Origin of the sequence: Agrobacterium sp. ST15.13.015, from assembly GCF_027871645.1 — a bacterium.
In the GTDB taxonomy this organism is placed as follows: domain Bacteria; phylum Pseudomonadota; class Alphaproteobacteria; order Rhizobiales; family Rhizobiaceae; genus Agrobacterium; species Agrobacterium leguminum.
Map to the genome: position 1 here is coordinate 16,001 of NZ_JAQAHF010000010.1, position 18,174 is coordinate 34,174.

Consider the following 18,174-nt stretch of genomic DNA (forward strand, 5'->3'; position numbering starts at 1 on the left):
ACCGATGAGCGAGGCGGGAAAGCTCACCCATATCGATGCCGGCGGCGAAGCGCATATGGTCGATGTCGGCGACAAGGCCGAGACCGTCCGTGTTGCAGTCGCCGAAGGCTTCGTGAAAATGAAGCCGGAAACGCTGGCGCTCATCCGCGAGGGCAACGCCAAGAAGGGCGATGTCATCGGCACTGCACGCCTCGCCGGCATCATGGCCGCCAAGCAGACGGCAAACCTCATCCCGCTTTGCCATCCGCTGATGCTGACAAAGGTGGCGGTGGATATTACCGAAGACGCCGCCCTGCCCGGCCTGCGGGTCGAAGCGCTGGTGAAATTGTCCGGCAAGACCGGCGTGGAGATGGAAGCGCTGACCGCCGTATCCATCGCCTGCCTGACGATCTATGACATGGCCAAGGCCGCCGACAAGGCGATGGAAATCGTCAATATCCGCCTTCTGGAAAAGAGCGGCGGCAAATCCGGCGATTTCCGGCGACAGGAGACGTGAATGAAACCGCTGCTGCCCATGGATGAGGCCATAAGACGCCTTCTGGAAGCAGCGGCTCCGGTGACCGAAAGCGAAACCCTGCCGCTTACCGAATGCGATGGCCGGGTTCTCTCGGCCGATCTCATTGCACGCCTCACCCAGCCCCCCTTCGATGCCTCGGCCATGGACGGTTATGCGCTGCGCAGCGCCGATGCAGCGGCAGTTGGCTCGGTCCTCACCGTCATCGGTCAGGCGGCCGCCGGCCATGCTTTTACCGGCACGGTGGATGAAGGCCAGGCCGTGCGCATCTTCACAGGCGCGCCCGTGCCGCAGGGTGCGGACACCGTTCTCATTCAGGAAGATGCCGAAGTGCTGGAGGGCGGAAAAATCCGCACCGCCTTCGATGTCACCGCCGGGCGACATATCCGCCCGCGCGGACAGGATTTTACCGAAGGCGAAGCGGCCCTGAAGGCCGGGCGGGAACTCGGTTTCACCGACCTGACGCTCGCCGCGGCGATGAACCATGCCGCGCTCACCGTCTATCGCAGGCCGCGCATCGCCATCCTCGCCACCGGCGATGAGTTGCTGCCGCCGGGAAGCGCGCCGCAGCCCGCGCAGATCATCGCCTCCAACACCTTCGGCGTCGCAGCCCTCGCCCGGCAGGCGGGTGCCGAGGTTCTCGATCTCGGTATCATTGCCGATGATGACAGGCTGATCCGCGCCGCCATCGGCAAGGCGGTCGCGGCGAAGGTCGATGTGCTGGTGACGCTCGGCGGCGCCTCCGTCGGCGACCTTGACCTCGTGCAGGCAGCCTTGAAGGCGGAAGGCATGCAGCTCGATTTCTGGCGCATCGCCATGCGTCCGGGGAAACCGCTGATGGTCGGATCCATCGGCGCCATGCAGGTTCTGGGCCTGCCCGGAAACCCGGTTGCCAGCCTCGTCTGCGGCCTGCTGTTCCTCGAACCGCTGCTCCGCAGCATCGCCCGCCGCGCGCCGCTGCAACGCACGACGACCGCCCGCACCGCCACGCCGTTGAAAGCGAATGATCATCGGCAGGATTATCTGCGCGCCCGTTTCAGCACGGACGAAAACGGCCTGCTGGTGGCGGAAGCCCATGCGAAGCAGGATTCATCGATGATGAAGATATTGGCCCATTCCGACGGCTTGATCGTGCGCCCGCCAAACGCGCCGGCGGCGGCGGCCGGGGCGGAATGCCCGGTCATCAGGCTGAGATCCTGACACGCAGGCGATACGGCCAAACTTGCGGCCGGCAGCATAACTGGCCTCTTCCTGAACCTTACCGAACGGTTGCCGCGCCGTCACAAAACGGCACCGCCGCGTGCCGCATGGCACGGGAACGGAAGATAAGACTGTAACATTCCTGTATCCCGACACGAATGATAAAAAAAACCGCCTATAGGCGGGATCTCCACGAATTCAAAAACCACCATGGCTTTCCGCCGCGGAATTATTTCTACATATTGTTGTGCCAAAATAAATCACACGAATCCCGTTATTGGGATTGACAGAATAAATGCGATGCTGTCACCAAGGCGAATAGTAGAGGGAAAAAATTCCGGAATTCTTCAGAATGAAAATTACTTATATTTATCAATTAAATAAGATAAAAAGTGACGAAAATGAAGTTTCCGGGCACAAAAATTAGTTTCCCTTAAATTAAGCTTTCCAAAACGACCTTCATAATAATAATCATAGTCGATAAGCAGACTCACTGGAGTTTCTTGATGAACACGGCATCCACGCCCAAAACCACGGGGCCCGACATTGCCGGGCAGATTGCCTATGCCATGCGGAGCATGGGTGTTTCGCCGATCCCGCGTAACTACAGCCTCTTTTACGAAGCCTATATCGGTTCGAACCCTGCCCTGACGAAGGATCTGGCCGCGCTTGGAAACCGGGTCACGCAGGAGGATCTGGACGAGCTGTCCTCACGTTACGGGGAAGGCAATCCCGCCCGGTCCATCGACGATGCGCATGAGAAGCTCAGGCGCGAACTGGAGGGCCTCCTGGGCACGCTGAGGCGCGAACAATCCTCCATCGAAAACTATAACAGGATTCTCGGCGAAACGCGTCAGCGCATCGATGACAAGAATGCCGCCAGCAGCAATATTCTGAGGAATGCGATTTCGCTGCTGGCCGAGGCCACCGGCTCGAAGATCATCGACGGCGAAAAGACCTTCAACGATGTCAACCGCCATGCCGAGGAAATGCATCAGGTGCGTCTGGAGCTGGATGAGTACAAGCGCATCGCCAATACGGATTCGCTGACGCGCCTGTCCAACCGGCGCGCCTTCGACGACCGGCTGGCATCCATCTATGACAGCTCCATCGGCCTGCAATATACCACGCTCGTCCTGCTCGATATCGATCATTTCAAGCGGATCAACGACACTTTCGGCCATCCGGTCGGCGACAAGATTCTCGCCACCGTCGCCTCGGTCATCCGCGCCAATGTCCGCAAGGATGGTTTTGTCGCCAGAAGCGGCGGCGAGGAATTCGCCATCATTCTGGACGGCAATACGCCGGAAGAGGTGATGGTGATGTGCGAGCGCATCCGCCTGTCGCTGGAAAGCACGCCCTTCCGCAATTCGAGATCGGGCGCCGACTACGGCACGGTGACGATCTCCCTCGGCTTCGCTTCCGCCGCACAGGCCACCAACCCGAGCGAACTTTACGGCCACGCCGACACCGCGCTCTACCATGCCAAGGAAACCGGCCGGAACCGCTCCGTCTATTACGAGGACGGCATGCAGAAGAACTATACCGGCAAGAACTGGCTGATTTATCGGACGTGAGGATGGTGGTGTGTGCACCACTATCTCCTCCGTCATGCCGGACTTGATCCGGCATCCAGTCACGGCGCGTCTGCGCCGTGAGAAAAGCCTCTTGCGATCAAGGACTTGATCGCGCTAGACCCCGGATCCAGTCCGGGGTGACGGAGTGAGACGCTCCGCTTTCGCCAATGACGTAAGCCTTGCGAGGATTGCCTCAGCGGCCCAAGGTCGGTCGTTACTGCACCTCACCACATGGTCTTCGCCGCCCGCGCCGCCCATTCCCGGTCATAGGTCTCCTGATCGAATTCCGCCTTGGCCGCCTTGAGCAGAAGACCGGGTGTCGGAAGCGAGGCCGGGTCGACGAAATTATCGGGGTTCCATAGTTCCGAGCGCATCAGCGCCCGGGCGCACTGGAAATAGACTTCATCGATTGTCACCACAATGACGGTGCGCGGATGTTTGCCGTCCATCTCGAAGCTTTCCAGCAGGTCGGGATCGACGGAGACCACAGCACGGCCGTTGATGCGCATCGTCGTATTCGAGCCGGGTACCAGGAACATCAGCGCCACGCGCGGATCGCGCACGATGTTCAGAAGCGAATCCACACGGTTATTGCCGCGCCAGTCTGGCAGAAGCACGGTCCTCTCATCGGCCACCCGCACCACGCCGCCCTTGTCGCCGCGCGGCGAACAGTCCATGCCTTCCGGCCCGACCGTCGCCAGCGCCAGGAACGGCGAAGTCTCGATCATCAGCCGGTATTCGGCCGTCAGCGTGGCTGTCACCTTGGCGATCGATGCCTCGCTCGTGCTGTCATAGATGGCCTTCAATTCCTCAACCGTGCGAATGATCGTCATGACCTATCCCTGCCAATTCCCTCTGTCGCCGCCGAAAGACCGGGGCGTCCTATTCCTCTGCGGCTTCTGCCTTTTCCCGCTCGGCCCGCTCGCGGGCGGTGCGGGCGGCAACGAGATCGGCCGGCTGGGCATTGCCGCGGATCAGCGAACGGCCGGCATAGATGCCGCCGACGACTTCCATGGCGAAACGTTCCTCGTCGCGGTCGCGGAATTCTTCCACCAGACGCGCGGCATCTTCCCGCTCCTCACCCATGGCGCCGAGCACTTCCTCGCTGAAATTCAGCGCCGATTCCAGCGTTTCGCGGATCTGGTAATCGACGCCAGCCTTCAGCAGATCGATGGCATGGCCGCGGTCGTAAGCACGGGCGAGAACGGGCACCAGCGGGAATTCGTGCTTGACGATCTCCGCGATCCTGACGGCCGCCTCCTTGTCGTCGACGCAGATAAGCACGGCACGCGCCGTGCTCGCACCGGCAGCATGCAGGATTTCCGCCCGCGAACCGTCGCCATAATAGACCTTGAAACCGAATTCCGCCGCATCGCGCACGAAGTCGGCATCCTTGTCGATCAGCGACAGCGTATAGCCCCGCGCCAGAAGCGGCTGGCTGACGATCTGGCCGAAACGCCCGAAGCCGATGAGGAGAATGCTGCCCTCGACATTTTCAGGCACGTCGAGATCGTCGGTATTGGGAACCGCCGCCGGCACCAGCCGGTCATGCAGGATGACCATCAGCGGCGTCAGCACCATGGAGATGATGATGGTCGCCGTCAGTATGGCGTTCGCCTCCCGGTCGAGAATGCCGGCGCTGACGGCGGCAGAATAAAGCACGAAGGCGAATTCGCCGCCCTGCGCCATCAGCACCGCCCGTTCCAGGCTTTCGCGGCGGGTGGTGCCGAGCGCCCGCGCCACGCCATAGATCAGGAAGGCCTTGAGCAGCATGTAGCCCGCAACGCTGATGACCACGAGCTGCCAGTTGGAGGCGATGACGGCAAGATCGATCGCCATGCCGACGCCGAGGAAGAACAGACCGAGCAGAATGCCGCGAAACGGCTCGATATCCGCCTCCAGTTGATGGCGGAAGGAGGATTCCGACAGCAGCACGCCGGCGAGAAAGGCGCCCATGGCCATGGAAAGACCGCTCACCTGCATCAGAAGCGCCGAACCCAGCACCACCAGCAGCGCCGCGGCCGTCATCACCTCCCGCGCGCCGGAAGCCGCGAGCAGGCGAAAGAACGGGTTGAGAAGATAACGCCCGGCAAGGATGAGCGCACCGACGGCGGCAAGCGCGATGCCGACGGAAGCCCAGCGCTCCGACGCCGTGACATGTTCGCCGCCCGAACCGAGGAAAGCGACAAGCGCCAGCAGCGGCACGATGGCCAGATCCTCGAACAGCAGGATGGCGATGATGCGCTGGCCTTTCAGGCTCGACATGCTGTTGCGCTCCTGCAGCATCTGCATGACGATCGCCGTCGATGTCAGCACGAAACCGGTGCCGGCGACGAAGGACATGATGACGGGAAAACCGAGACCGACCCCGATCAATGTCAGGCCCGCCATGCAGACCAGCACCTGCAGCGCCCCCAGCCCGAAAATATCCTGCCGCATCGACCACAGCCGCGACGGCTGCATTTCAAGGCCGATGATGAACAGGAACATCACCACGCCGAGTTCCGCTATATGCAGAATGGCCTGCGAATCGGAGAAGAAACCGAGACCGTAAGGCCCGATCACCAGGCCGGCGGCCAGATAGCCGAGCACCGAACCGAGGCCGATACGCTTGAAGATCGGCGCGGCGACAACGCCTGCCGCCAGCAACACGACCACCTGGGCCAGATCATTTCCGTTCGCTTCTACAGCCACACGCCACCCCGTTTAAATAGTGAGACAAGAGCTTTGCCCTCGTCCGATTATCGGCAACGCGCAAGAACATTTCCTCCGTCATGCCGGACTTGATCCGGCATCCAGCCACGGCGCGTCTGCGCCGTGAAAGGACTCTACCGCGATCAAGGACTTGATCGCGCTGGACCCAGGATCAAGTCCGGGGTGACGAAGCGCGGATGCAACAACGTTGCCAAACGCACCAGTTCTTCAACCCCTTGCCATCATTCTCACGAGGGCGTCTCCCTCGGTGTTTTCTCTACCGGTATCGCGGTTCCCTGCTCAAGCCCTTTTCGGCGAGCTGCCGCTCATAATCCGCAAACAGCGCGTCCCCGGTCTCACCCAGTTCCTTCAGATATTTCCAGGTGTAGATGCCGCTATCGTGGCCATCGTCGAAAACGATGCGAACCGCATAATTGCCGGTGGCGACCATGGAACGGATGGTAACGTCGCGTTTGCCGGGCACTGTGACCTTTTGTCCCGGCCCATGGCCCTGCACCTCGGCAGAGGGCGAAAGCACGCGCAGCATCTCGGCCTGAAGGCGATAAACGCTTCCATCATCGAAGGAAACGGTCAGTTCGCGCCGGTCTTTCGACACAAGCAGCTCGGTCGGCCAGGCATCGCTCATTTTTCACTTCCGCAAGCTCGTCATATGCGTCAGAATTACGGACTTGCCTCACGATAGGCAAGCCACTACATCAGCTAATAGAGTACACATTTGGCGTGTGTGCCCGGCGCAAGGCGCATTGAGGATGAGACGTGAACGGTTTCTCCGGCTCGCTTGAAAAAGCGAAAACCCTGACGGAAAACAGCACACCGATGGTGGACCCTTTCGGCCGCGCAATCACCTATCTGCGCGTTTCCGTCACCGACCGCTGCGATTTCCGCTGCACCTATTGCATGTCCGAACACATGACCTTCCTGCCGAAGAAGGACCTTCTGACGCTCGAAGAACTCGACCGGCTCTGTTCCGTCTTCATAACGCGCGGCGTGCGCAAGCTGAGGCTGACCGGTGGCGAGCCGCTGGTGCGCAAGAACATCATGTCGCTGGTGCGAAATCTCGGCCGGCATGTGCGCACAGGCGCCCTCACCGAGCTGACGCTGACCACCAACGGCTCGCAGCTTGCGAAATTCGCCGCAGAACTCGCCGATTGCGGCGTGCGCCGCATCAACGTGTCGCTCGATACGCTCGACCGCGACAAATTCCGCCACATCACCCGCTGGGGCGATCGTGACCGCGTCATGGAGGGGCTAGACGCCGCCCAGGCCGCAGGCATCAAGATCAAGCTCAACGCGGTGGCGCTGAAGGACTTCAACGACGCCGAGATTCCCGACCTCATGCGTTTCGCCCATGGTCGCGGCATGGACCTGACCGTGATCGAAACCATGCCGATGGGCGAGATCGAGGAAGACCGGACCGACCGCTACCTGCCGCTTTCGCAGTTGCGCGCCGATCTGGAAAAGAGCTTCACGCTCATCGACAGCGATTACCAGACCGGCGGCCCCGCCCGTTACGTCACGGTGAAGGAAACCGGAGGCCGGCTCGGCTTCATCACGCCGATGACGCATAATTTCTGCGAAAGCTGCAACCGCGTCCGCCTCACCTGCACCGGCACGCTTTATATGTGCCTGGGCCAGGATGACGCCGCCGATCTGCGCACCGCGCTGCGCGCCTCCGGCAGCGACGCCTATCTTTCCAGCGCCATTGATGAAGCCCTTCTGCGCAAGCCGAAGGGGCATGATTTCATCATTGACCGCACCCACAACCGGCCTGCCGTCTCTCGCCATATGAGCGTGACCGGCGGCTGAGCGACGGCTGAAACTGTTTCTCGTCCACCCACCCATATAAACGGTTGAAATGCCGGCTGTGCCGTGCCACGTCTCTTTACATGGAGGAATGCGCGGTCACGCCGGAAAGGCGGCCCAAACCGCCCCGAAAGGGCGGCCGGGAAAACCGTGCATGGTCTGGGATATTTTGGAATGGCATTGACGGACAATACGCGCGGCGCCCTGTTGATGGCGCTCGCCATGGCAAGCTTCACGGCCAATGACGCCCTGACGAAATCCGTCACCCCTTATATCAACACCGGCCAGATCATGTTCGTCCGCGGCATCATGACGGTGGTGCTGATCTATATCGCCGCCCGCCATTTCGGCGCGCTTCGGCCGCTGAAAACCCTCCTGCGCCCCATCATCATCCTGCGCTGTCTCTGCGAGGTGACGGCGGCCGTGCTCTATCTGACGGCGCTCGGCCTTATCGAATTTTCCAATGCCTCGGCCATATTGCAGTCCCTGCCCCTGGTGGTGACGCTGGGTGCGGCGCTGTTCCTGCGCGAACCCGTGGGCTGGCGGCGCTGGGTGGCGATCATCGTCGGTTTTATCGGCGTGCTCGTCATCATCAGGCCCGGCCCGGAAGGCTTCACGCCGGGTGCGCTTCTGGTCGTCGCATCGCTCGCCGTCACTGCTGCGCGCGATCTGCTGACCCGGAAAATGTATGCCGATGTGCCCTCGCTCGCCATCACCGTCATCACCGCCTTCGTCAACATGGCGGTGGGCGGCCTGCTGATCGTGCCCTTCGGCGGCTGGCAACCGATGAACTTCATGATCGTGTCGCATCTGGCGGCTTCGGCCATTCTGGTGCTGGTCGGTTATCAGGCGATCATACTGTCGATGCGATCAGGCGAAATCTCCTTCGTCGCGCCGTTCCGTTATACCGGCCTGCTCTGGGGTTTCATGATCGGCGTGTTCTTCTTCAACGAAAAGATCGACAATTACACTATCGTCGGCGCCATAATCGTCATCGGCTCCGGCCTTTATACCTTCTACCGCGAAAGCCTGCGCAAGCGCTCGCAGATGGCCAAGCGCGCAGCCGCCACACCCACCGCCGCGACCACGGTACGGCCGGCTTCCGTAACGAAAACTGCCGTAACGGAAGAGGCGGGAGAATGACATGAACAGCGGCCGTTTTCTGGACAGGACCACCCCGCCCCACATCATCACGCTGGTCGTCATCGCCGGCGTCGCGGCGCTGTGCATGAATGTGTTTCTGCCCTCGCTTGCGGCCATGGCGGTTTATTTCGAGACCGACTACGCGGTGATGCAATTTGCTGTTTCGGGTTATCTTGCCGCCACCGCCTGCCTGCAGCTCATCATCGGCCCGCTTTCCGATCTCTTCGGACGCCGCCCGGTCATGCTGGCGAGCATCGCCATCATGATCGTCGCAACGCTCGTCTGCATGCTCGCGCCCAATATCACCGTCTTCATGATCGGGCGCGTCGCGCAGGCGGCCGTCGTTTCCGGCTTCGTACTGGCGCGCGCCATCGTGCGCGACATGGTGCCGATGGAACAGGCGGCCTCGATGATCGGTTACGTGACCATGGGCATGTCCGTGGTGCCGATGGTGGGGCCGACGGTTGGCGGCCTGCTTAACGACATTTCCGGTTGGCAGTCGAGCTTCGCCCTCCTCTCCCTGCTCGGCGTCGGCATTCTGGTGCTCGCCTGGTTCGATCTCGGCGAAACCAACCACAATAAATCGGCGAGCTTTTCGCAGCAGTTTCACGCCTGGCCGGAACTGCTGCGCTCGCCGCTGTTCTGGGGTTACGCGCTGACCTCGACCTTCTCATCGGGCATGTTCTTCTCCTTCCTCGGCGGTGCGCCCTTTGTCGGCAGCGTGCTTTACGGGCTTGCGCCGGCCATGCTCGGCCTGCAATTCTTCTTCATGGCCAGCGGTTACATGCTCGGCAACTTCATCTCCGGCCGTTATGCCAGCGAAATCGGCATTACCCGCATGATGCTGTCGGGCAATGTCATCGCCATTGCGGGCATCGCCACGACCATGGTGCTGATCTCCGCCGGGGCGGAAAGCGCCTATGCGTTTTTCGTGCCGCTCGCCTTGATCGGCGTCGGTAACGGCGTGACACTGCCAAGCGCCAATGCCGGGATGGTCAGCGTCCAGCCGCATCTGGCCGGCTCCGCCTCCGGCCTCGGCGGCGCGATGACCATCGGCGGCGGCGCAGCGCTCTCGGTGCTCGCCTCCTCGGTCCTGTCCAGAGAGGACGGAACCTGGCCGCTTCTTCTGGTGATGCTGGCGACCGGCCTTGTCGCCCTCCTCACCACCTATATCGTAAGGCTGCAGGAAAAGCGGGAATGACGGCCCCTTTCGAAATACCCGGTCTCGTGCTCGCCGGCGGGCTTTCGCGGCGCATGGGCAGCAACAAGGCGATTGTGCAACTGGGCGATGCGCCCCTCATCTCGCATGTCATCAGCCGCATCACGCCGCAGGTCTCGGATGTCACCATCAACGCGGCCAATGGCTGGGCGGAGAGTTTCGGCCTGCCGCTGCTGCCCGATACGCTTAACGGCCATGCCGGGCCGCTCGCGGGTATTCTGGCCGGCATGCGCCATTTCCAGCACCGCGGGGATGCGGCGAGCCACTTTTTGACGGCGCCCGCCGACAGCCCGTTTTTCCCGGACGATCTCGTGGCGCGGCTTTGCGAACACCTGTCGGACAATGCAATCGTCATCGCCGCCTCCAGCGGCCAGCTTCACCCGGTTTTTGCGCTGTGGCCGCTGGCGCTGGCCGACGATCTCGAGGCGTGGCTGAAGAACGATGCGAACCGGCGCATCCGCGCCTATCTCGCCCGCCATGTCACCCTCGGCGTGGCCTTCCCACCACTGGAAACGGCAAAGGGCAGCCTCGATCCGTTCTTCAACATCAACACGCCGGATGAACTGGCGCTGGCGCGCAGCTATCTGGAGAACCTGCAATCATGACGGAACAAAAGGTCTTCGGCATCGCCGGCTGGAAGAACTCGGGCAAGACCGGCCTTGCGGTCCGTATCGTCACCGAGCTGACGGCGCGCGGCTACCGTGTCTCCACCATCAAGCACGCCCATCATGATTTCGATATCGACAAGGTCGGCGCGGATAGCTGGCGTCACAGGCAGGCCGGCGCACATGAGGTCACCATCGTTTCCGGCACCCGTTTCGCCATCATGCATGAATTGCGCGGCGAACCGGAACCCTCCTTCGAGGATATTCTCGCCCGCCTCGCCCCCTGCGATCTGGTGCTGATCGAAGGCTACAAATACGAGCCCGTGCCGAAGATCGAAGCACGCCGGCTGGAGGCCGCCAAGACCGAACCGCTTGCGCCGCTCGATCCGCATATCGTCGCCATTGCCGCCGATCACGCGGTGACAGACACGGCGCTGCCGGTTTTCGATCTCGACGATACCGGCGCCATTGCCGATTTCATCGAGAGGACGGTGGGTCTGGTCAGGGGTTAGACACGTAGCGGCTCGACGTGACTTGGGCTGCATCCCCACATCCGTCATACCGGCCTTGAGCCGGTATCCAGCCAGCCCAAGTCCTTGGGCTGAGGAGACTCATTCCGCCGCGCAGACGCGCGGCGACTGGATGCCGGATCGGGTCCGGCAAGACGGAGGAGAAAACCGCGAGAAACCAATACCCACCAAGCCCGACACACCCATTCCAGCACCTTTTCCGCACGCATCACCCCAAAAATGAAAAAGCCGGGCTCTTCACCCGGCTTCATCATTCCTTGAGACGCAATACCTATTCAAGGAAACTGGAGGGGTTCACCGGCGTCGCATCCTTGCGAACTTCGAAGTGAACCTGCGGACGCTTGGCGCTGCCGGTCATGCCCGATGTGGCGATGGTCTGGCCGCGCTGAACCTTCTGTCCGCGCTGCACGTCGAGATTGGCGGCGTTGCCGTAAACGGTGACCTTGCCGTCGTCATGGCGGACGAGAACCGTGTTGCCGAGCTGCTTCAGGCCGTTGCCCGCATAGATGACCACGCCGTTTTCGGCGGCCTTGATCGGCGTGCCTTCCGGAACGGAGATGTTGATGCCATCGTTGCGGCTGCCTTCGACATTATCGCCGAAATTGTTGATGACCGCGCCGCGAACCGGCCAGCGATATTTGCCGATGCCCGTGGATTCCGGTGCGACGGAAGCCATGTCGGCCTTTTTCTCGATGTCGCTGACACTGGCGGTGGCCGGTGTGGCAGGCGCAGCCGGAGCCGCGGCAGCAGCCGGTGCCTTGTAGGGCTCAGGCTTGGCCGATGCGGTTTCGACCGGCTTGGCCGCTTCCTTGGCGGGAACGGAAGCCGTCTTGATGGCATCCGTTGAAGCGCCGGGCATGGTGAGCGTCTGGCCGACGCGGATGCTTTCGTTGCTGAGACCGTTTGCCGCCTTGAGGGCAGCGACCGACACGCCGTTTTCGCGGGCGATCTTCGCCAGGCTGTCGCCCGGCTGAACCTTGTAGCCACCGGTGGGCGGCAGCGGCTTGCCGCCGGGAGGCGTCAGCTTGCCGGTTTCGGAGGAAACCTTGTCGCGGGCGGCGGCCTGCGACGGCAGCACGGCCACGTTCCCTTCAGGACTACGCAGCGGCGTCGGCTGGTCGCCATTGCGGTTGAGAGCGATATCGCCGGCCGCTTCCTTGGCGGCATTGCGGACCTGACCGAACTTCGGAATGAGGATCGACTGGCCGGCCTGCGCGGCGGAAGCGGTCTTCAGACCGTTGACGCGCAGCAGTTCCTTTTCCGGAACGCCGTAGCGGTTGGAGAGGGTCGCGATGCTTTCGCCGGGACGCAGGGTTACGGAGGAAGCGCCATCGGTGTGCCAGCCGTTCTTGTCGGAACGAACGGTTGCGGTCGTCAGATTGTCGGCGACGGGAGCGGCAGCCTGCCGGGCGGGCGCAGCAAGCGACGGCGCGGCCTTGGGCTGAGCGGACGGGAAAGGCTGGGCCATGGCTTCGTTGCGGGTCGACGGATCGCGGCTTGCCACGGCCGTCGGCGCCGACAGCTCGGAACGCTGCACCGGAGAGGCCGAAGCCGAGCGGGCCGTGGAAGGCTGAACGCCGCCATAACCACCCGATTGCGGATAGGAATTGCCCGCCATGTTCTGGTTGGCATAGCCACCCTGCGGCGCGGCAGAGGCGTAACCGCCATTCATGTCGCCCTGCGGAACCGGGGCCTGCCCGTAAGCACCGCCGCCCTGACGGGCAGGAATTGACGCCGTGGTCATCTGATCCGGTCCACTGGAAAAGAGGCCGCTGAACCGCGTTGCATCCGAGCTACAGCCCGTTGCGACGCTTGCCAGCAATGCCGCTGCGAACATTTTTGCGACTGATTTTCCGATTTTAGACGAATGTCTCATACGCATGACTCGATCTACACTGACGCCAACCCGCCGCATCGAGACCGATCCGGCACAAATTTCACTTCTTGCAAGGCCCATTTCCCGAGGTGGGGAAAACCATGCGTCGATGTTTATGATTAAAGCGCGTTAGTGTTACCACGCCGTTAAAACGTTAAGCCGTTCAGCGCTTTTTTGACACTTCGATAACCATGACGAAAACCGGATGCGTCATGTTGATACAATAATGATATTGAAAATCAGATAGTTGCGGCAATTCAGAACATTAGGAGACAAAAATAGAATGTCGCCAAAATTTTCATTTTGTCACAAATGACGCGCAATATGAGTGCTGAGCGGCAGGTAAGGCGCCTCGAACAGCTCTTCCTTCTCGAAGCGGCTGCCAGTCTTGGAGAAGCGCGTCATCACGCAACGCTCGTCTTCGAGAATGATCGGCGCGATCATCATGCCGCCCGAAACGATCTGCTCGGCAAAGAAGCGGGGCATGGTGGTGAAGGCGGCGGTGGAAACGATTCGGTCGAAGGTGCCCTCGCCCACCAGACCGTTGCTGCCATCCGCCTGGCGGATGACGACATTGCGGATGGAAAGATCGTCTAGACAGTTCTGCGCCTGCTGCACCAGCGTCTTGTAACGCTCCAGCGAAAAGACGCGCTCTACCCGGCGAGCGATGATCGCGGTCATGAAACCGCTGCCCGTGCCGATTTCCAGCACGCGCTGGCCGGGTTTCAGTTGCAGCCGGGCAAGGATTTTCACCGCCATGTCGGCGCCTTCCATGAAGGCGCCGCAGTCGATCGGAATCGTGCGGCTGGAATAGGCGTCCGCCGCAAATTGCGGCGGCACGAATTTGGAGCGCGGCGTCTGCTCGACCGCCGTCAGAAGGTCGAGATCGGAAATCCCCTCGCCCCTTAAGCGGAGAACGAGAGCGGCAAAACCTTCCTTTTCGACCATTGCGGATTTCAATCGGCGACTCCGAATCCAAGTGCTTGCGCAACCCGATCCTTCACCGTGTAGTCCGTCAGGTCAAGCTTAAGCGGCGTGACGGAAATCTTGCCATGTTTCAAAGCGTGGATATCGGTGCCTTCGCGGAAGGTGCCGAGACGCTCGCCGAAGCGCAGCCAGTAATAGGGAAAACCGCGGCCATCCTGACGTTCTTCCACGGTCAGGCCGAAATCGAGCTTGCCCTGTCCGGTCACGGAAACGCCCTGCACATCCTTGGGAGCACAATTGGGGAAATTGAGATTGAGGAAGGTGCCATCGGGCAGTTCCACATTCATCAGCTTGCGCAGGAGGTCCGGCGCATAAGTCTCGGCCACTTCCCACGGCACGACGCGGCCGTCGACGTGGCTAAAGGCCTGGCTGAGCGCAAAGGAGCGCACGCCCTGCAGCGTGCCTTCGATGGCGCCGGCAATGGTGCCGGAATAGGTCACGTCATCGGCCATATTGGCGCCGGCATTGACGCCGGAGAGCACGAGATCGGGCTTTTCCGGCAGGACTTCGCGAATGCCCATGATGACGCAATCGGTCGGCGTGCCGCGCAGCGCGAAATGCTTGTCGGAAACTTTTCGCAGACGTAGCGGTTCGGACAGGGTCAGCGAGTGCGCAAGACCGCTCTGGTCGGTCTCCGGCGCGACGATCCAGACATCGTCGGACAGCGTGCGGGCGATACGCTCCAGCACCGCCAGACCTTCGGCGTGGATACCGTCGTCATTGGTCAGCAAAATCCGCATGTTTCTCTCTCCGCTGCTGTATCCCACTATGAGGACACAATGATTTCTCTCACAGAAGCACCCCCACGACCGTCATTCCGGCCTTGAGCCGGAATCCAGTCGACGCGCGTCTGCGCGGCGGGAAGAGTCTTTTTCAGCCCAAGGACTTGGGCTGGCTGGATTCCGGCTCAAGGCCGGAATGACGGCCGCGCCCTTAGAAGACGAACAATCAGGCCGCTTTCTCGATGCGCTTCAGACCGCCCATATAGGGCAGCAGCACGTCTGGAATTGTGACGGAACCGTCCTCGTTCAGATAATTTTCGAGAACCGCGATCAGGCAGCGGCCGACAGCCGTGCCGGAGCCGTTCAGCGTGTGCACGAACTTCGTCGCCTTGTCGTCCTTGCCGCGATAACGCGCATTCATGCGCCGCGCCTGGAAATCGCCGCAGACCGAGCAGGACGAAATTTCGCGATAGGTGTTCTGCCCGGGCAGCCACACTTCCAGATCGTAGGTCTTGCGGGCGCTGAAGCCCATATCGCCGGTGCAGAGCGTCATGGTGCGGAAATGCAGGCCAAGGCGCTTCAGCACTTCCTCGGCGCAGGCCGTCATGCGCTCATGTTCGGCAACGGCGCTTTCCGCATCGGTAATGGAGACGAGCTCGCACTTCCAGAACTGGTGCTGGCGCAGCATGCCGCGCGTGTCGCGACCGGCCGAGCCCGCTTCCGAACGGAAGGACGGCGTCAGCGCCGTGAAGCGCAGCGGCAGCTTTTCCTGGTCGAGAATTTCGCCGGAGACGAGATTGGTCAGCGTCACTTCCGCTGTCGGGATCAGCCAGCGGCCATCCGTGGTCCTGAACAGGTCTTCGGTGAATTTCGGCAATTGGCCGGTGCCGAACATCGCCTCGTCGCGCACCATCAACGGCGAGGACACCTCGGTATAACCGTGTTCGCCCGTGTGCAGGTCTATCATGAACTGGCCGAGCGCCCGTTCCAGACGCGCGAGCTGGCTGGTCAGCACGGTAAAACGTGCACCGGAAAGCTTGGCGGCGCGCTCGAAATCCATATAGCCGAGCGCTTCGCCGATATCGAAGTGTTCCCTGGCCTCGTGGTTCCAGCCGGGCTTCTGGCCGACCACACGGGCCACCACATTGTCATGCTCGTCATTGCCGTCGGGCACGTCGTCAAAGGGCATGTTGGGCAGACGCGACAGGGCATCGTTGAGCTCGGCGGTGACCTGACGGTCCTCCTCCTCCGCGCGCGGCATGTTTTCCTTGAGATCGGCGACTTCGGCTTTAAGCTTTTCTGCAAGCTCCATGTTCTTCTGCGCCATGGCGGCGCCGATTTCCTTGGAGGCGGCATTGCGGCGCGACTGCATATCCTGCAGGGACTGGATGACGGAACGGCGCTTTTCATCGAGCGCGATCAGGCCGCTGGCGGCGGGCTCAGCACCTCGGCGCGCAAGCGCCGCATCGAAAGCTTCGGGGTTTTCGCGTATCCATTTAATGTCGTGCATCGTCGTTCCAGACCGTTGTTGCATCGTCGCGTTTTACAGCAAAACGCCGGGCATAAGCCCGGCGCGAGGAAATGTCGTGAGCGGCGAGACCTTCAAGAATGTCAGGTCTCCTCCAGCTCCGTGCTTGCGGATTCTGCCGCACGTTTCCTCTCCACGAGTCGAGCCATGTAGATGGAAATCTCGTAGAGAATGATCGCAGGCAGCGCAAGACCGATCTGGGACATGGGATCCGGCGGCGTCAGCACGGCGGCGACCACGAAGGCGAGGACGATCGCGAACTTACGCTTTTCCCGCAGCCAGTCGCTGGTCAAAAGCCCAACGCGCGCCAGAAGCGTGGTCACGACAGGCAGCTGGAACACCAGACCGAAGGAGAGAACCAGCGTCATGATGAGGCTGAGATATTCCGATACCTTCGGCATCAGCGAAATCGCCACCTCGCCGTCCTCGGGCAATTGCTGCATGGCGAGGAAGAACCACATGACCATGGGCGTGAAGAAGAAATAGACGAGCGCCGCACCGATGAGGAAAAGGATCGGCGACGCGATGAGGAACGGCAGGAAAGCCGCCCGTTCGTTCTTATAGAGACCGGGCGCCACGAATTTATAGAGCTGCGAGGCGACCACCGGAAACGAGATCACCATCGCGCCGAACATGGCGACCTTGATCTGCGTGAAGAAGAATTCCTGCGGCGCGGTGTAGATCAGCGACGATTTCGTGACATCGAGGCCCGCCCACAGAACCGCCCATTTGTAAGGAATGACGAGCAGGTTGAACAGGTGCTTGGCAACGGCGAAACAGGCGATGAAGGCGACGAAGAACGCGCCGAGCGCCCAGATCAGCCGCGTGCGCAACTCCATGAGATGCTCGATAAGCGGCTGCGGCTTGTCCTCGATATCCCCGCTCATGCTTCATCCTTTTTGGGCTTTGCGGCCTTGGTTTTTGCCGTTTTCGCCGGCTTGGTCTCGGCCACAACCGCCTTGTCTGCGGCCGACTTCCTGACGGCCGCCTTTTTGGCGACGGCCTTCACGGTGGGATTGGAAACAGCGGGCTTCGAAACGGCAGGCTCACTGGCTTTCGCGGCGGTTTTCGTCGCCGGGGCGGTTTCGGGCGTTGCCGCTGCGGCCTTGCTGCGGGCGGCGCGTTTGGGCTTGGCGGCAACCGCTTCCGCCTCCACCGTCGCAATCGATTTCGCCCGTGCGCGCTTCGGCTTCTCCTCCGCAGCGACGGCTGCGGCGACCGGCGCGGCGGATGCGGCGACAACAGGCGGCACATCCGGCAGCTTCATCTCCGGCTCGGGCACGCTCACCAGCGGCGCAACCGGCTCGCTTGTGACGGGCGCAGGGGTGGAAGACAGACCGTCCGGCGGGGTGGTCGCCTTCTGCAGATCGGATTTGATCTCATTGCCAAGCTGGCGAAGCGGGTTCATCGCATCGCGCAGCGAGTTGGTGGGGTTGAGATTGCGGACATCGGAGATGGTCTGGCGCACATCGTCCATGTCGGCCTCTTTGAGGGCCTCGTCGAACTGGGTGCGGAAATCCCCCGCCATCTTGCGAAGGCCGGCCATCGTCTTGCCGAAAGCGCGGATCATGGGCGGCAAGTCCTTCGGCCCGACGACCACGATCAACACGACCGCAATCACCAGAAGCTCGCTCCAGCCGATATCTAACATCAATATGCTCCCGAGACCCTAGCGCATCGGCCCCAAAAATCGGAATCGATTTTCGACCGGAACGATGCGCAACATACAAGTGGTAGAGCGTCCTTTTGCGTCCG

17 protein-coding genes are annotated in these 18,174 nt (G+C 61.5%); 8 read left to right on the forward strand and 9 right to left on the reverse strand.

Features of this window, described 5'->3' with window-relative positions:
- Positions 1-4: 4 nt before the first annotated feature.
- The 3 genes from moaC to PIB16_RS16315 all read left to right on the forward strand — a co-directional run bounded on the left by moaC (position 5) and on the right by PIB16_RS16315 (position 3,291).
- Positions 5-496 carry a cyclic pyranopterin monophosphate synthase MoaC gene (gene moaC, locus PIB16_RS16305; RefSeq protein ID WP_065655981.1) on the forward strand — a complete coding sequence of 164 codons (492 nt, stop codon included), beginning with the start codon at positions 5-7 and terminating at the stop codon, positions 494-496.
- A complete protein-coding gene (locus PIB16_RS16310; protein ID WP_271045932.1) occupies positions 497-1,714 on the forward strand; it encodes a molybdopterin molybdotransferase MoeA in 1,218 nt (405 codons plus the stop codon). It abuts the gene before it with no gap.
- A gap of 506 nt (positions 1,715-2,220) precedes the next feature.
- Positions 2,221-3,291, forward strand: a complete 1,071-nt coding sequence (locus PIB16_RS16315) for a GGDEF domain-containing protein (protein ID WP_078053072.1) — start codon at positions 2,221-2,223, stop codon at positions 3,289-3,291.
- A gap of 224 nt (positions 3,292-3,515) precedes the next feature.
- Here PIB16_RS16315 and PIB16_RS16320 read toward each other — a convergent pair whose 3' ends face one another.
- The 3 genes from PIB16_RS16320 to PIB16_RS16330 all read right to left on the reverse strand — a co-directional run bounded on the left by PIB16_RS16320 (position 3,516) and on the right by PIB16_RS16330 (position 6,631).
- Entirely contained in the window at positions 3,516-4,124 is a 609-nt protein-coding gene (locus tag PIB16_RS16320; protein ID WP_271045933.1) for a pyridoxamine 5'-phosphate oxidase family protein, read from the reverse strand.
- 49 nt (positions 4,125-4,173) lie between these two features.
- A complete protein-coding gene (locus tag PIB16_RS16325) occupies positions 4,174-5,985 on the reverse strand; it encodes a monovalent cation:proton antiporter-2 (CPA2) family protein (protein WP_080816894.1) in 1,812 nt (603 codons plus the stop codon).
- Between the two features lie 277 nt (positions 5,986-6,262).
- Positions 6,263-6,631, reverse strand: a complete 369-nt coding sequence (locus PIB16_RS16330) for a gamma-butyrobetaine hydroxylase-like domain-containing protein (protein WP_003522738.1) — start codon at positions 6,629-6,631, stop codon at positions 6,263-6,265.
- A 131-nt stretch (positions 6,632-6,762) separates the two neighbouring features.
- On the opposite strand from PIB16_RS16330, the gene moaA reads away from it, so the two are divergent.
- The 5 genes from moaA (at position 6,763) to mobB (ending at position 11,288) form a co-directional block, all read left to right on the forward strand.
- The gene (gene moaA / locus PIB16_RS16335; RefSeq protein WP_080856432.1) at positions 6,763-7,812 is read left to right on the forward strand and encodes a GTP 3',8-cyclase MoaA; all 1,050 of its coding nucleotides are present in this window, start codon (positions 6,763-6,765) and stop codon (positions 7,810-7,812) included.
- A 171-nt stretch (positions 7,813-7,983) separates the two neighbouring features.
- The gene (locus tag PIB16_RS16340; RefSeq protein WP_271045934.1) at positions 7,984-8,952 is read left to right on the forward strand and encodes a DMT family transporter; all 969 of its coding nucleotides are present in this window, start codon (positions 7,984-7,986) and stop codon (positions 8,950-8,952) included.
- A 1-nt stretch (position 8,953) separates the two neighbouring features.
- A complete protein-coding gene (locus PIB16_RS16345) occupies positions 8,954-10,153 on the forward strand; it encodes a multidrug effflux MFS transporter (RefSeq protein ID WP_271045935.1) in 1,200 nt (399 codons plus the stop codon).
- Positions 10,150-10,776: a molybdenum cofactor guanylyltransferase MobA gene (mobA, locus tag PIB16_RS16350; RefSeq protein WP_271045936.1), complete on the forward strand. Its 627-nt coding sequence runs from the start codon at positions 10,150-10,152 to the stop codon at positions 10,774-10,776. The genes PIB16_RS16345 and mobA overlap by 4 nt, the downstream gene beginning before the upstream one ends.
- Positions 10,773-11,288, forward strand: coding sequence for a molybdopterin-guanine dinucleotide biosynthesis protein B (gene mobB / locus PIB16_RS16355; RefSeq protein WP_271045937.1), 516 nt, complete (start codon positions 10,773-10,775; stop codon positions 11,286-11,288). The genes mobA and mobB overlap by 4 nt, the downstream gene beginning before the upstream one ends.
- Before the next feature lie 289 nt (positions 11,289-11,577).
- On the opposite strand, the gene PIB16_RS16360 is transcribed toward mobB, so the two are convergent.
- From PIB16_RS16360 to tatB, 6 genes are all read right to left on the reverse strand, one after another.
- The gene (locus tag PIB16_RS16360) at positions 11,578-13,143 is read right to left on the reverse strand and encodes a peptidoglycan DD-metalloendopeptidase family protein (protein ID WP_271045938.1); all 1,566 of its coding nucleotides are present in this window, start codon (positions 13,141-13,143) and stop codon (positions 11,578-11,580) included.
- Between the two features lie 345 nt (positions 13,144-13,488).
- On the reverse strand, positions 13,489-14,142 hold the full coding sequence (locus tag PIB16_RS16365; RefSeq protein WP_003522731.1) for a protein-L-isoaspartate(D-aspartate) O-methyltransferase: 654 nt from the start codon (positions 14,140-14,142) through the stop codon (positions 13,489-13,491).
- Complete coding sequence (surE, locus tag PIB16_RS16370; RefSeq protein ID WP_065655992.1) at positions 14,139-14,909, reverse strand: 5'/3'-nucleotidase SurE; 771 nt, start codon at positions 14,907-14,909, stop codon at positions 14,139-14,141. The genes PIB16_RS16365 and surE overlap by 4 nt, the downstream gene beginning before the upstream one ends.
- A gap of 208 nt (positions 14,910-15,117) precedes the next feature.
- Positions 15,118-16,401: a serine--tRNA ligase gene (gene serS / locus PIB16_RS16375; protein WP_078053082.1), complete on the reverse strand. Its 1,284-nt coding sequence runs from the start codon at positions 16,399-16,401 to the stop codon at positions 15,118-15,120.
- Positions 16,402-16,502: 101 nt separating this feature from the next.
- Positions 16,503-17,306, reverse strand: a complete 804-nt coding sequence (gene tatC / locus PIB16_RS16380) for a twin-arginine translocase subunit TatC (RefSeq protein WP_065655994.1) — start codon at positions 17,304-17,306, stop codon at positions 16,503-16,505.
- Positions 17,303-18,070 (reverse strand): Sec-independent protein translocase protein TatB, encoded by a 768-nt coding sequence (gene tatB / locus PIB16_RS16385; RefSeq protein ID WP_125146668.1) that lies wholly within the window; start codon positions 18,068-18,070, stop codon positions 17,303-17,305. Before tatB ends, tatC begins: the two co-directional genes overlap by 4 nt.
- Between the last annotated feature and the right edge of the window lie 104 nt (positions 18,071-18,174).